Raw genomic sequence first — 13,227 nt, forward strand, 5'->3', positions numbered from 1 at the left:
GTTATTTGAAACACTTCCCCTGAATAAAGCCATCCAGATGCCAAGCGTCACGTTCAACCACCCGTATTCATTGGGCTTTCGCCATTCGAAAATGATCTGAGGAAACTTCCCACAACGTCCCACGACAAATCATTACAAGAAAAGGAGAAGCAACTTCCGAAACGCCCTACAGCAATTAAACAGAAATTGACGAAGCCAGCCGAGCCAGCCATTTGATATTGCCTTGGACAAATTGAATGCACAGCCATAGCTCATTCCTTGAGATGAAAGTAATCATTCAATTATCAGTGCTTATAGTGTGATTAGAAGATACAGATCGAAGGCAAAAACCAGTTCAGTTGCTGAAGGGTCGATGCTTCGATATCGGGAAGGGTTTACTGACAGCGGAGGATCTAAACAGAAAAGAGTCCGTGACGGCCACGGACTCTGATGAGCGGATTTACGCGGTTTCCACTTGCAGGGCCACTCGCTCGCGGCATGGGCATTCGTCCATGTAGCGATGCGCTTCGACGAACTCGTTGAACCCGAATACACGCGTCTTGAGCGGCAGGAGCACGCGGTCAGCGGTCAACTGGTTGATGTCACGCAGAGCACGCTGCAGAGCGACGTGGTCCTGGACAATGCCCAGCTCCGGCTTGCCGGTGAAGTTGCCGATGCAATGCACGAAGAACTGGATGTTCTTCTGAAACGCCGCACACGCCGGGAACGGGGTCTGGTTACCACCTTGCAAGCCGTACAGCACCAGACTGCCGCGTGGCGCCAGCACATCGCCAAGCAACGACATCTGCGGGCCGCCAAGACCATCGAACACCACATCGACGCCGCGGTTGTCGGTGATCTTGTTGATGCGCATCAACAGATCTTCCTCTTCGGTGACGATGACCTTCTCCGCACCGAGGGACAGCAGGTACTCACGCTCCTCCGCCGATTTGGTCGCGGCGATCACTCGCACACCCAGCGCTTTGCCCAATTGCACAAACGACGGCCCGGCGCAGTGGCTGGCGTCAGTCACCAGCGCAAATTGACCAGGTTTGACCCGCGCCAGATCGGCATAGGCGAAGTAGGCGATCAGCAGCGGCGTGTAATGCACACTCGCTTCGATCGGACTGAGCACATCGGGATAACGGGTCAGCGCGGTGCGCGGCAGAACGATCGACTCGCCATAAACCGGATAGTCGTTCGGGCTTTCCGCTGGAAAGCTGGCCACTTTGTCGCCGACGGACAGGTCGTCGACATCAGCGCCCACCGCAGTGACCACGCCAGCCATTTCATGACCGAGGCCCGAAGGCAGACGTGCCTGAGACGACGCCAGATTCTGGCGCCACAGAGTGTCGTACCAACTGATGCCGATTGCCTCGACACGCACCTGCACTTCGCCAGGACCTGGCTGAGCAGCCGCATGCTCTTCGCATTTGAGCACCTCGGCCGGACCAAACTTGTGAAAACGGATCGTGCGGGACATCGCAAACCTCGTCAAAGTAACCTCTAATGCCATGAACTCTATCTGGGCTTTCGACCCAAGACCATCAGTGGCTATTAATAGTCGACATGCCTGTCATTGATTCCGCATCAAGGGCGGCATTGGCAAAATCCATGAAAAAAGGCCTGCCACCGTCGCAGTAAAGCTGAATTTTCCGGTGCAGAGTACCAGCCTTTCCCCGTAAGATTCATGCCGGCCATTGTTCTCATATGGTCGCCCTCGTCAAGTTTGATGACTCTGCCAGGACTCCAGATGAATCGTAATGACCTGCGTCGTGTCGACCTGAACCTGCTGATCGTGTTCGAAACATTGATGCACGAACGCAGTGTGACTCGGGCCGCGGAAAAATTGTTCCTCGGCCAACCGGCTATCAGTGCGGCCTTGTCGCGCCTGCGCAGCCTGTTTGACGATCCCTTGTTTGTCCGCACCGGCCGCAGCATGGAACCGTCCGCCCGCGCGGTGGAAATCTTCGCCCTGCTCTCGCCCGCCCTTGATTCGATCTCGACTGCCGTCAGTCGCGCCGCCGATTTCGATCCGGCGACCAGCACGTCGGTGTTCCGCATTGGATTATCCGACGACGTCGAATTCGCCCTGCTGCCCATGCTGCTCAAGCGCCTGCGCGCCGAAGCACCGGGCATCGTCCTCGTCGTGCGGCGGGTCAACTACATCTTGATGCCGGGCCTGCTGGCCTCCGGCGAGATTTCCATCGGCGTCAGCTACACCACCGACCTGCCCGCCAACGCCAAGCGCAAGGTCCTGCGCCGCAGCGCACCGAAGCTGCTGCGCGCCGACACCGTGCCGGGGCCGTTGAGCCTCGACGACTATTGCGCCCGACCGCACGCACTGGTGTCGTTCGCTGGCGACCTCAGTGGTTTTGTCGATGAAGAACTGGAAAAACTCGGACGCAAACGGCACGTGGTGCTGGCAGTGCCACAGTTCAACGGACTCGGCACGCTGCTGGCGGGCACCGATATCGTCGCGACCGTGCCGGATTACACGGCTGAGGCACTGACGGCGGCTGGCGGTTTGCGGGCTGAAGATCCGCCACTGCCGACGCGGACCTTTGAATTGCACATGGCCTGGCGTGGGTCGCAGGATAATGATCCGGGGGAGCGGTGGTTGAGGTCGCGGATGCAGATGTTTTTCGGGGATCCGGATAGTCTTTAGGTATCGTCGGCTAGGGTGCTTTATCGGAAGTGCCGTAGAACGCACCCCGTCGGAATCAGATCCCGATTCAATATCCGGGCGGGCAAATTGGCATAATATGCCAATGTTCGTAAGTACCGGTTTGGCCAGCACTGGAGATAATTATGGCGACCCGAAACGTAGTGCTCACTCCTCACCAGGAACAGGTTATTCATGACCTTGTCCAGTCAGGCCGGTATCAGAATGCCAGTGAGGTAATGCGCGAAGGCTTGCGGCTGTTGGAGCAGCGCGTCGCCGAAGATACCGCAAAAATCGAGGCACTGCGTCAGGCGACCTCGATCGGCATCATGGATCTTGAGCGTGGGCGTTTTACTCAGGTGAACGAAGGGGATCTGGAACATTACCTTGAAGGCTTGAGCCAAGAGGCTTCCCTCCCCGCGCGCGAGAAACACTGAGGATGCCGCGATATCGGATTTCCAACCCCGCGCGCGCCGACATTGTCGACATACTCAGACTCTCGCATACCCAGTTCGGCGACCAGGCCCGCCAGCGCTACCAAGCGCTGATCCTTGCAGCGCTCCAAGCGCTGGCCGACAAGCCTTATCGCATTGGCAGCCATGACCGCGATGAGCTTGCACCAGGCCTCCGCAGCTATCACCTCATCTATTCGCGCCAGCAGGCGAAACCCACTCATGGAACGGTCAAGAGCCCGCGCCATATCGTGTTCTATCGCGTGGCAAATGACGACGTGATCGAGGTCGTCAGACTCCTTCATGACGCCATGGAAGCGCATTTGCACTTGCCTGCGGCTGATCAACCACCTGACCCCATGACCTGACTGGCCAAGAACAGGAAGATCAGGCGCCCCCTCTGAATCTCGACCCTGAAAGCCCTTTAGCCTCTTTCCCGACCCGAATCACTTGCCGCCAGTCACATCCAGAAAAGTACCCGTGACAAACGAGGCCTCCGCGCTGGCCAGCCACAAAATGGCCCGCGCCACCTCTTCCGGCTGACCGCCCCGCCCCATCGGAATCGACTCCTTCACGCGATCCACCCGCCCCGGTTCGCCGCCGCTGGCGTGCATGTCGGTATAGATGTGCCCCGGGCGAATGCAGTTGACCCTGATCCCTTCCCGCGCGACTTCCTTGGCAAAGCCGATCGTGAAGGTTTCCAGTGCGCCTTTCGACGCTGCGTAGTCGACGTATTCATTGGGGCTGCCCAAGCGCGCCGAGGCAGAAGAAACGTTGATCACTGCCCCACCTGTGCCGCCGTGCCGATAAGCCATGCGCTTCACCGCTTGCTGCGCGCACAGGATCGGTCCCAGAGCATTGACCGCGAAGATGCGCTGCATGCGTTCAAAGCTCAGGTCCTCCATGCGTGACTGTTTTGCCAGAACGCCAGCGTTATTGACCAGAACGTCGATCCGTCCAAATGAGCAATCGAGAGCCGAGAACAGTTCAGCAACCTGCTCGGGGTCAGCACTGTCAGCACGCACCGCGAGGCCTTTGCGCCCCAATGCTTCGATATCCGCCACCACCGCCAGCGCGGCGGACTCGTTGGCGACGTAGCTGATGGCGACGTCGTAGCCTTGCGCGGCAGCGAGTCGGGCGGTGGCGGCGCCGACTCCGCGACTGCCGCCGGTGATCAGAATCAGCGGTGCTTGCGAGACGTTATCCATGCGACGTTCTCCTGAGCAGTTGGGCTGTGTCAGCCGATGATGATGGCGCCGCTGGCGATGACCACGCACGCCAGCATCCTGCGGACGGTGAGCTTTTCACCGAGGAACAAATAGCCGAGCAATGCGGCAAACAACACGCTGGTTTCGCGCAAGGCCGACACCGCGCCCAGTGGCGCTTCGTTCATGGCGTAGATAACGATTGCGTAGGCCAGCAACGAGACCAGTCCGCCGACCACAGCGGTCAGCATTCCGGGCCGTACGGAAAATAGACTGCGGACGTCGCGCAGGCCGATATACACCAGCGGCATCAGCACGCCCCACAGGGCGCTCATCCACACCGTGTACGCGAGCGGCGCACCGGAAAGCCTGGCGCCAATGCCATCGACGACGCTGTAGGCGGCGATGAAACAACCGGTGCCCAGCGCATACGGCAGGCTCGGCACCGACAGGCTGCGCCCGCGAAAGGCCAGGGAAATGATTCCGCCGGATACCAGACCGATGCCGAGCAGCTCAGCGGGAGTAATGGTTTCGCCGGCAAACAGCGCGGCGCCGAGGGTGATCAGCGCCGGTGACGAGCCGCGGGAAATCGGATATATCTGCCCTAGATCGCCGACCCGATAGCTGCGCACCAGGAACAGGTTGTAGCCGACATGCAGCAGTGCCGAGAGCAGCGCATACCCCCAGCTCTCAGGTGCAGGCGCGGCCATAAAAAAGGTGGCAATGAGGCAGACGATGGCGATGGCCACGCACATTATTGTCATCGACCAGAGCCGATCGGCACCGCCGCGCAGCAGCGCGTTCCAGCTGGCGTGCAGGAGCGCGGCGAACAGAACGAGGAGTACGAGATGGATTGGCATGCGGCATTTTAGTCATCGCTGCAGCCCACATTACAGAGAAGTCTCTTCATCCAGTCATGAGCAATACCTCATGACTCAGTACTGCGCGCCCTGCACTTTCAACGCCTCACTGAGCAACCACTCGCGAAATTTGAGGATATGCGGCTGGGCTTCGATGCCTTTGGGACAGACGAAATAATAGGCAAGCGGCGATGTGAACGGCACATCGAACAGCCTCAGCAAGCGGCCGTCGCCGATTTCATTTTCGACATGGCCGCTGCGCACCAGCGCCACACCCTGGCCGAGCAATGCAGCTTCGACAGTCATGTTGGTGTCGCCAAACCTTACGCTTTCGCGCAGCGGCGAAAATGCCAGCCCGACGGACTCAAACCACACCTCCCATTTCGGCGCCAACTCGGCGCCGTCGCGAATCAGCAACGGCAACTGCAGCAAATCGGCGGGACTGCCCGGCATGCCGACACGCTGCAGCATCTCGGGACTGGCCACGGGAAACACCTGCTCACCAAACAGGAACTCTGAATACAGACCGGGGTAGTTGCCCTTGCCCAAGCGAATGGCGACGTCGGCTTCGCCGCTGGCGAAATGGATGATCGTGTCCGTGGTATCCAGCGACACCAACAGCTCCGGGTGCAGGCGCGACAGATTCGGCAAGCGTGGCAGCAGCCACTTCAAGGCAAACGAATAAGTGGTGCTGACGGTCAGGCGAACCCTGTCCTTTTGCTCGCGCAGATCCTCCAGCGTTGCTTCAAGGCTCATGAAAAACTCGCGCACGATCGGCGCCAGCGTCGCCCCCGCTGTTGTAAGGCGTAACGCCTTGCCGCGCTCGAACAATTGCAAGCCCCAAAGTTCTTCAAGGTGCCGGAGCTGATGACTGACGGCGCTTTGGGTTACGTGCAGTTCTTGAGCGGCAGCCGTGAACGTCGGGTGCCGGGTGGCCACTTCGAAAGCCCGCAGGGTCGCGGTCGGGGGCAGGTTGCGCATATATGAGAGTCCCGGGGATGGCAGAAGCTGACGGCATGAATATCAGCTCATGTTAGAGCGAAATGCGTTCGCATGCCTCTGGCCCCAAGTGGATTTGGTGACGATCGGGTTTGGGTTTAGCCGCAGACCCACAAATCGTAAGCCGAGAGCCGATGACAAACCTTATGGTAACGATTAGATTACCGCCGCCCCGCCAATGGAGAGTCGGGCATTCAGTCTCTGCTCTCGTTGGCGACGACATCTGCACCAACGAAAACACCGGGATGTATCTGTCCCGTCTTTCGACTGACCATTTTTTAGGGAAAAAAACATGAGCCTGGTTTTCTGCCGTGGTTGCGCCAAGGAAATAAGTACTCTGGCATTGGCATGCCCCCAATGCGGCGCACCTCAAGCGCCACTGCATTCCATTGCCAGTGGCCCCGTCATGGCGAGCGGCAACCCATACGTGGAGGCACTGAAGAAATATGCCGTGTTTACCGGACGCGCCACGCGCCGTGAATACTGGATGTTTTTTCTGATCAACATGGGCATCGCTATTGTCATGAGCGTTTTTGACGCCATGCTCAAGACCGGTGGCGCCTTGCAGAGCCTGTACAACCTGGCAATGCTGTTGCCAAGCCTCGCCGTTGGTGTACGACGCATGCACGACACTGACCGCAGCGGCTGGTGGATTCTGCTGCCCATCGTCAACATCGTGTTTCTGGCGCAAGACAGCCAGCCTGGTCCCAATCGCTTCGGTGCCAACCGCAAAGGCTTCAACTGATCAATAGCCGCCATCGCGGATCGAAACGGCCTTCATGGCCGTTTCTTTATATATGGCTCCCTTCTCACAAAGGCCTTGCTCGATCATTGCTCGTCACGCAAGACAGATTTGCGAGAAAACACATTGTTAGCCCCCTAACGAAAGGTGCATGCTAGAGGGCTGCCTCGGCGCTTATATCATTCCGAATGATAGTTACCTTTGCTTCATTCGATTCGTGCCATCACACCCGCGCCGAGCATCATCCGCCCATCTTCAATACTTCGGCGGATTGCATCCATGGAACAGTCACTCAAACATTTGCGCTTCCCGTTGGCCATGCTGGCCGTACTGGTGATGAGCGCCTGCGGCAAAACTCCGGAGACTGCCGGCGCCCCGCCCGCTGCCAAAGTCAGCGTGGCCAAGGTGCTGGAACAACCGGTCAACGAGTGGGACGAATTTACCGGGCGCCTTGAAGCGCCGGAAACCGTCGAAATCCGTCCACGGGTGTCGGGCCAGATCGATCAGGTTGCGTTCACTGAAGGCGCGCTGGTCAAGAAAGGCGACCTGCTGTTCCAGATCGACCCGCGTCCGTTCCAGGCTGAGGTACGCCGCCTCGAAGCTCTGGTTGCTCAAGCCCGCGCCACCGCCACTCGCAGCGAAAACGAAGCCGCTCGCGGTGAACGTCTGCGTGCCAGCAACGCCATTTCCGCTGAACTGGCCGACTCGCGCACCAGCGCCGCCCAAGAGGCCCGCGCCGCAGTTGGTGCCCTGCAGGCACAACTGGACCTGGCCAAACTGAACCTGAGCTTCACCCGCGTGACCGCACCGATCAGCGGCCGCGTCAGCCGCGCCGAAATCACGGCCGGCAACCTGGTGACCGCCGACACCACCGCGCTGACCAGCGTCGTCTCCACCGACAAGGTCTACGCCTACTTCGACGCCGACGAACGCGTGTTCCTCAAATACACCCAACTGGCCCGCAACGGTCAGCGCGGCGCCACCACGCCGGTGTACATGGGCCTGTCCAACGAAGACGGCAACCCGCACCTCGGCCAGATGAACTTCGTCGACAACCAGGTCAATCCGAAAACCGGCACCATCCGTGGTCGCGCAGTCTTCGACAACGCTGACGGCACCTACACCCCGGGCTTGTACGCGCGGCTGAAACTGGTCGGCAGCGGCACCTACAACGCCATGCTGATCAATGACGAAGCCGTGGGCACTGACCTGGGCAAGAAGTTCGTGCTGGTGATGGATGGCGACAACAAGACCGCCTACCGCGCCGTCGAACTCGGTCCGAAAATCGAAGGCCTGCGCATCGTCCGCAACGGTCTGAACAAGGACGACACCATCATCGTCAAGGGCTTGCAACGGGTTCGTCCTGGCTCACCGGTCACCCCTGAAGTGATTCCGATGGCCAGCGAGCAGACCCTCGCCGCCCTCGCTCAACAACGTCAAGCGCTGGAAGCCAGCAACCTGCCCAAAGTTGCCCCTGCCAAGGGCGCATCGGGTTCGGCTGCGAAGCTCGCTGCTACGACCCCACGCGGTTAAGGGACGACAACTCCGATGAATTTTTCCCAATTCTTCATTTCCCGGCCGATCTTCGCAGCGGTGCTGTCGCTGTTGATCCTGATCGCCGGTGCGATCTCGCTGTTCCAGTTGCCGATCAGCGAATACCCGGAAGTCGTGCCGCCGACCGTGGTCGTGCGCGCCAACTTCCCGGGCGCCAACCCCAAAGTCATCGGTGAAACCGTGGCCGCTCCGCTGGAGCAGGCGATCACCGGCGTCGAGAACATGCTGTACATGTCCTCGCAATCGACCGCTGACGGCAAGATCACCCTGACCATCACCTTCGCCCTGGGCACTGACCTGGACAACGCGCAGGTGCAGGTGCAGAACCGGGTGACCCGGACCGAGCCGAAGCTTCCCGAGGAAGTGACGCGCATCGGTATCACCGTCGACAAGGCTTCGCCCGACCTGACCATGGTTGTGCACTTGACCTCACCGGACAAGCGCTACGACATGCTGTACCTGTCCAACTACGCGATCCTCAACATCAAGGATGAGCTCGCTCGCCTCGGTGGTGTCGGTGACGTGCAGTTGTTCGGTATGGGCGACTACTCGCTGCGCGTCTGGCTTGACCCGAACAAGACCGCTTCACGCAATCTGACCGCCACCGATGTGGTGACCGCGATTCGCGAGCAGAACCGTCAGGTCGCCGCCGGTCAACTGGGCGCGCCCCCTGCCCCGACCGCGCAAAGCTTCCAGCTGTCGGTCAACACTCAAGGCCGTCTGGTTTCCGAAGAAGAGTTCGAGAATATCGTCATTCGCGCTGGCGACGACGGTGAGATCACTCGCCTGAAGGACATCGCGCGCATTGAACTGGGCTCCAGCCAATACGCCTTGCGCTCGCTGCTGAACAATCAGCCGGCGGTGGCGATCCCGATCTTCCAGCGTCCCGGTTCCAACGCCATCGACATTTCCAACGAAGTGCGCGGCAAGATGGAAGAGCTGAAGAAAGGCTTCCCGCAGGGCATGGACTACAGCATCGTGTATGACCCGACGATCTTCGTTCGTGGCTCGATCGAGGCGGTCGTGCACACCCTGTTCGAAGCGCTGATACTCGTGGTGCTGGTGGTGATTCTGTTCCTGCAGACCTGGCGCGCCTCGATCATCCCGTTGGTGGCGGTGCCGGTATCGTTGATCGGTACGTTTGCGGTCATGCACCTGTTCGGTTTCTCGCTCAACGCCCTGTCGCTGTTTGGCCTGGTACTGGCCATCGGTATCGTGGTGGATGACGCCATCGTCGTGGTGGAAAACGTCGAACGGAACATCGAACTCGGATTGACGCCGGTCGAAGCGACCAAGCGCGCCATGCGGGAGGTGACCGGGCCGATCGTGGCCACCGCACTGGTGCTGTGTGCGGTGTTCATTCCAGCGGCGTTCATTTCCGGCCTCACCGGGCAGTTCTACAAACAGTTCGCACTGACCATCGCTATCTCGACAGTGATCTCGGCGTTCAACTCGCTGACCCTGTCGCCAGCATTGGCCGCTGTGTTGCTGAAAAGCCACGACGCGCCGAAAGACCGCTTCTCGAAAGTGCTCGACAAGATCTTCGGCGGCTGGCTGTTCCGTCCGTTCAACCGTTTCTTCGACCGTGCCAGTCATGGCTACGTCGGCACCGTGCGCCGGGTCATCCGTAGCAGCGGCATCGCCCTGCTCGTGTATGCAGGCCTGATGGTGCTGACCTTCTTCGGTTTCTCCAGCACGCCGACCGGTTTCGTACCCGGTCAGGACAAGCAATACCTGGTGGCCTTCGCGCAATTGCCGGATGCCGCGAGCCTGGATCGCACCGAAGACGTGATCAAGCGCATGTCCGACCTCGCGCTGAAACAGCCGGGCGTGGAAAGCGCCGTAGCGTTCCCGGGCCTGTCGATCAACGGCTTCACCAACAGCCCGAACGCCGGCATCGTCTTCGTGACGCTGAAACCGTTCGACGAGCGTAAAGACCCGAGCATGTCCGCCGGTGCGATTGCCGGCGCCTTGAACGGCCAGTACGCGAACATTCAGGAAGCGTACATGGCGATCTTCCCGCCACCGCCGGTACAAGGCCTGGGCACCATTGGCGGTTTCCGCCTGCAGATCGAAGACCGGGGCAACCTCGGCTACGACGAGCTGTACAAAGAAACCATGAACATCATCAACAAAAGCCACAACGTGCCGGAACTGGCCGGCCTGTTCACCAGCTACACGGTGAACGTGCCGCAGGTCGATGCCGCTATCGACCGTGAAAAAGCCAAGACCCATGGCGTGGCCGTCAGCGACATCTTCGACACCCTGCAGATCTATCTGGGTTCGCTGTATGCCAACGACTTCAACCGCTTCGGGCGCACCTATCAGGTCAACGTTCAGGCCGAACAGCAGTTCCGCCTTGAATCCGATCAGATTGGTCAGCTGAAAGTACGCAACAACAAAGGCGAAATGATCCCGCTGGCGACCTTCATCAAGGTCAGCGACACCTCGGGACCGGATCGCGTGATGCACTACAACGGCTTCATCACCGCTGAAATCAACGGTGCCGCAGCCCCGGGCTACAGCTCCGGCCAGGCGGAAAAAGCCATCGAGAAACTGCTCAAGGAAGAGCTTCCGAACGGCATGACCTACGAGTGGACCGACCTGACCTACCAGCAGATTCTGTCCGGCAACACCGCGCTGTTCGTGTTCCCGCTCTGCGTGCTGCTGGCGTTCTTGGTGCTCGCCGCACAATACGAAAGCTGGAGCCTGCCACTGGCGGTGATCCTGATCGTACCGATGACCCTGCTGTCGGCCATTACGGGTGTGATCATCTCCGGCGGTGACAACAACATCTTCACCCAGATCGGCTTGATCGTACTGGTAGGACTTGCCTGTAAAAACGCGATTCTCATCGTCGAGTTCGCCAAGGATAAACAGGAAGAAGGCCTCGACCCGCTCGCAGCAGTGCTGGAAGCCTGCCGCCTGCGTCTGCGGCCGATCCTGATGACCTCCTTCGCGTTCATCATGGGTGTGGTGCCACTGGTGTTCTCCAGCGGTGCCGGTGCCGAGATGCGTCACGCCATGGGTGTGGCGGTGTTCTCCGGGATGCTCGGGGTGACCTTCTTCGGTCTGCTGCTGACGCCAGTGTTCTACGTACTGATCCGTAACTTTGTCGAACGCGGCGAGCAGCGCAAAGCAGCCAAGGCGCACACTCTTCAAAAGCCACTGGAGGCGCAACAATGAGTCTGAAAGTCTTCCTGCCGAGTCTGCTGGTGCTGGCCCTCAGCGCCTGCGCCGTCGGCCCCGACTACAAGACCCCAGCCACGGAGGCGGCCAATATCACCACCGCCACCGACGGCGCCGCCGGACAAAAGAACTTCGACCGCTCGAAATTCGAAGGCATCTGGTGGCAGCAATTCGATGATCCGACCCTGAACCAGTTGGTGAGCCAGTCGCTGCAAGGCAACCGTGAACTGCGCGTGGCGTTCGCCCGCTGGAAAGCCGCCCGGGCAATCCGTGACGACGCCAGCAATGACGCGATGCCGACCATCACCAGCCGCGCCAGCAGTGACCTGGGCAAGGGCCAGATTCCCGGCCAGACCACCGACCGCGTCAATAGCGAGCGCTATGACCTCGGTCTGGACATGGCCTGGGAGCTCGACCTGTTCGGCCGCATCCAGCGCAATCTGGAAGCCAGTGATGCCGACCAGCAAGCCGCCGAAGCCGATCTGTATCAGCTGCAAGTCACCATGATTGCCGAACTGGTCGACGCCTACGGTCAACTGCGCGGCGCCCAGCTGCGGGAAAAAATCGCCGTGGCCAACCTGAACAACCAGCAGGAGTCGCGCAAGATCACCATCAGCCTGCGTGACGCCGGTGTCGGTGATCAGCTTGATGTCGAGCGCGCCGATGCGCGTCTGGCCAACGTCGAAGCCACCGTGCCGCAGTTGCAGGCGGAACAGGTTCGGCAGAAAAACCGTATCGCCACCCTGCTCGGCGAACGACCGGACAAGCTGACCGTCGACCTCAGCCCGAAAGATCTGCCGGCCATCGCCAAGGCACTGCCGATCGGTGATCCGGGTGAACTGCTGCAACGTCGTCCGGACATCCTCAGCGCCGAGCGGCAACTGGCTTCGGCCACCGCGCGTATCGGCGTGGCCAAAGCCGATCTGTTCCCCCGCGTCAGCCTCAGCGGCTTCCTCGGCTGGACCGCCGGACGTGGCTCGCAGATCGGTTCTTCGGCGGCCAACGCCTGGGCGCTCGGCCCGAGAATCACCTGGGCGGCGTTTGACTTGGGTAGCGTCCGCGCCCGCTTGCGCGGCGCCGATGCTGACGCCGAAGGCGCACTGGCCAACTACGAGCAACAGGTGCTGCTGGCGCTGGAAGAATCGGAAAACGCCTTCAGCGATTACGGCAAGCGTCAGCAACGTCTGATCTCGCTGATCCGTCAGAGCGAATCGAGTCGCAAGGCTGCCGATCTGGCGGAAATCCGCTATCGCGAAGGCACCACCGATTTCCTCGTCCTGCTCGACGCCCAGCGTGAGCGCCTGAACGCCGAAGACACTCAGGCCCAGGCCGAAGTCGAGCTGTATCGCGGCATCGTCGCGATCTACAAGGCCCTCGGCGGTGGCTGGCAACCGGAGACAGTTGCCAGCAAGTAAAGATTGTTAAAGAGCTCCTTTGGTTGGCCGCAACCAACCAAATTTTTTGCCCCGCGTATCATTCGGTCGTGGGGTTTTTTTATGCCTGTTTGCAGCACTGGGATTTGATCGTTCCCACGCTCCGCGTGGGAATGCCTCAAGGGACGCTCCGCGTCCAGTGACGCGGA

Annotated in this window: 11 protein-coding genes; 7 read left to right on the plus strand and 4 right to left on the minus strand. The window is 60.0% G+C overall.

Features of this window, described 5'->3' with window-relative positions:
* Nucleotides 1-439: 439 nt before the first annotated feature.
* Nucleotides 440-1,462, minus strand: coding sequence for a zinc-dependent alcohol dehydrogenase family protein (locus tag F8N49_RS18590; protein ID WP_151552058.1), 1,023 nt, complete (start codon nucleotides 1,460-1,462; stop codon nucleotides 440-442).
* A 270-nt stretch (nucleotides 1,463-1,732) separates the two neighbouring features.
* Here F8N49_RS18590 and F8N49_RS18595 point away from each other — a divergent pair, with 270 nt between their 5' ends.
* The 3 genes from F8N49_RS18595 to F8N49_RS18605 all read left to right on the plus strand — a co-directional run bounded on the left by F8N49_RS18595 (nucleotide 1,733) and on the right by F8N49_RS18605 (nucleotide 3,464).
* Nucleotides 1,733-2,647, plus strand: a complete 915-nt coding sequence (locus tag F8N49_RS18595; RefSeq protein WP_151552060.1) for a LysR family transcriptional regulator — start codon at nucleotides 1,733-1,735, stop codon at nucleotides 2,645-2,647.
* Nucleotides 2,648-2,790: 143 nt separating this feature from the next.
* Nucleotides 2,791-3,081, plus strand: coding sequence for a type II toxin-antitoxin system ParD family antitoxin (locus tag F8N49_RS18600; RefSeq protein WP_071172546.1), 291 nt, complete (start codon nucleotides 2,791-2,793; stop codon nucleotides 3,079-3,081).
* A 2-nt stretch (nucleotides 3,082-3,083) separates the two neighbouring features.
* Complete coding sequence (locus F8N49_RS18605) at nucleotides 3,084-3,464, plus strand: type II toxin-antitoxin system RelE/ParE family toxin (protein WP_071172547.1); 381 nt, start codon at nucleotides 3,084-3,086, stop codon at nucleotides 3,462-3,464.
* A 78-nt stretch (nucleotides 3,465-3,542) separates the two neighbouring features.
* Here the strand turns inward: F8N49_RS18605 and F8N49_RS18610 are convergent, their stop codons facing one another.
* From F8N49_RS18610 to gcvA, 3 genes are all read right to left on the minus strand, one after another.
* Nucleotides 3,543-4,304, minus strand: coding sequence for an SDR family oxidoreductase (locus F8N49_RS18610; protein ID WP_071172548.1), 762 nt, complete (start codon nucleotides 4,302-4,304; stop codon nucleotides 3,543-3,545).
* Nucleotides 4,305-4,333: 29 nt separating this feature from the next.
* On the minus strand, nucleotides 4,334-5,161 hold the full coding sequence (locus tag F8N49_RS18615) for a DMT family transporter (protein ID WP_071172549.1): 828 nt from the start codon (nucleotides 5,159-5,161) through the stop codon (nucleotides 4,334-4,336).
* Between the two features lie 75 nt (nucleotides 5,162-5,236).
* Nucleotides 5,237-6,142 carry a transcriptional regulator GcvA gene (gcvA, locus tag F8N49_RS18620; protein WP_071172550.1) on the minus strand — a complete coding sequence of 302 codons (906 nt, stop codon included), beginning with the start codon at nucleotides 6,140-6,142 and terminating at the stop codon, nucleotides 5,237-5,239.
* A gap of 310 nt (nucleotides 6,143-6,452) precedes the next feature.
* On the opposite strand from gcvA, the gene F8N49_RS18625 reads away from it, so the two are divergent.
* The 4 genes from F8N49_RS18625 (at nucleotide 6,453) to F8N49_RS18640 (ending at nucleotide 13,060) form a co-directional block, all read left to right on the plus strand.
* Entirely contained in the window at nucleotides 6,453-6,905 is a 453-nt protein-coding gene (locus F8N49_RS18625) for a DUF805 domain-containing protein (RefSeq protein WP_071172551.1), read from the plus strand.
* A gap of 276 nt (nucleotides 6,906-7,181) precedes the next feature.
* Nucleotides 7,182-8,435 carry a multidrug efflux RND transporter periplasmic adaptor subunit MexE gene (mexE, locus tag F8N49_RS18630; protein ID WP_024013077.1) on the plus strand — a complete coding sequence of 418 codons (1,254 nt, stop codon included), beginning with the start codon at nucleotides 7,182-7,184 and terminating at the stop codon, nucleotides 8,433-8,435.
* Nucleotides 8,436-8,450: 15 nt separating this feature from the next.
* Nucleotides 8,451-11,642 carry an efflux RND transporter permease subunit gene (locus tag F8N49_RS18635; protein WP_041480270.1) on the plus strand — a complete coding sequence of 1,064 codons (3,192 nt, stop codon included), beginning with the start codon at nucleotides 8,451-8,453 and terminating at the stop codon, nucleotides 11,640-11,642.
* Nucleotides 11,639-13,060, plus strand: coding sequence for an efflux transporter outer membrane subunit (locus tag F8N49_RS18640; protein WP_071172552.1), 1,422 nt, complete (start codon nucleotides 11,639-11,641; stop codon nucleotides 13,058-13,060). The genes F8N49_RS18635 and F8N49_RS18640 overlap by 4 nt, the downstream gene beginning before the upstream one ends.
* Nucleotides 13,061-13,227 lie beyond the last annotated feature (167 nt).

It is taken from the genome of Pseudomonas sp. GXM4 (assembly GCF_008923895.1).
GTDB classification, from domain to species: domain Bacteria; phylum Pseudomonadota; class Gammaproteobacteria; order Pseudomonadales; family Pseudomonadaceae; genus Aquipseudomonas; species Aquipseudomonas atacamensis.

Coding starts and splice junctions, on each gene's coding strand:
- F8N49_RS18590 (WP_151552058.1), bottom strand. CDS start 1,462: ATGTCCCGCACGATCCGTTTTCACAAGTTTGGTCCGGCCGAGGTGCTC.
- F8N49_RS18595 (WP_151552060.1), top strand. CDS start 1,733: ATGAATCGTAATGACCTGCGTCGTGTCGACCTGAACCTGCTGATCGTG.
- F8N49_RS18600 (WP_071172546.1), top strand. CDS start 2,791: ATGGCGACCCGAAACGTAGTGCTCACTCCTCACCAGGAACAGGTTATT.
- F8N49_RS18605 (WP_071172547.1), top strand. CDS start 3,084: ATGCCGCGATATCGGATTTCCAACCCCGCGCGCGCCGACATTGTCGAC.
- F8N49_RS18610 (WP_071172548.1), bottom strand. CDS start 4,304: ATGGATAACGTCTCGCAAGCACCGCTGATTCTGATCACCGGCGGCAGT.
- F8N49_RS18615 (WP_071172549.1), bottom strand. CDS start 5,161: ATGCCAATCCATCTCGTACTCCTCGTTCTGTTCGCCGCGCTCCTGCAC.
- gcvA (WP_071172550.1), bottom strand. CDS start 6,142: ATGCGCAACCTGCCCCCGACCGCGACCCTGCGGGCTTTCGAAGTGGCC.
- F8N49_RS18625 (WP_071172551.1), top strand. CDS start 6,453: ATGAGCCTGGTTTTCTGCCGTGGTTGCGCCAAGGAAATAAGTACTCTG.
- mexE (WP_024013077.1), top strand. CDS start 7,182: ATGGAACAGTCACTCAAACATTTGCGCTTCCCGTTGGCCATGCTGGCC.
- F8N49_RS18635 (WP_041480270.1), top strand. CDS start 8,451: ATGAATTTTTCCCAATTCTTCATTTCCCGGCCGATCTTCGCAGCGGTG.
- F8N49_RS18640 (WP_071172552.1), top strand. CDS start 11,639: ATGAGTCTGAAAGTCTTCCTGCCGAGTCTGCTGGTGCTGGCCCTCAGC.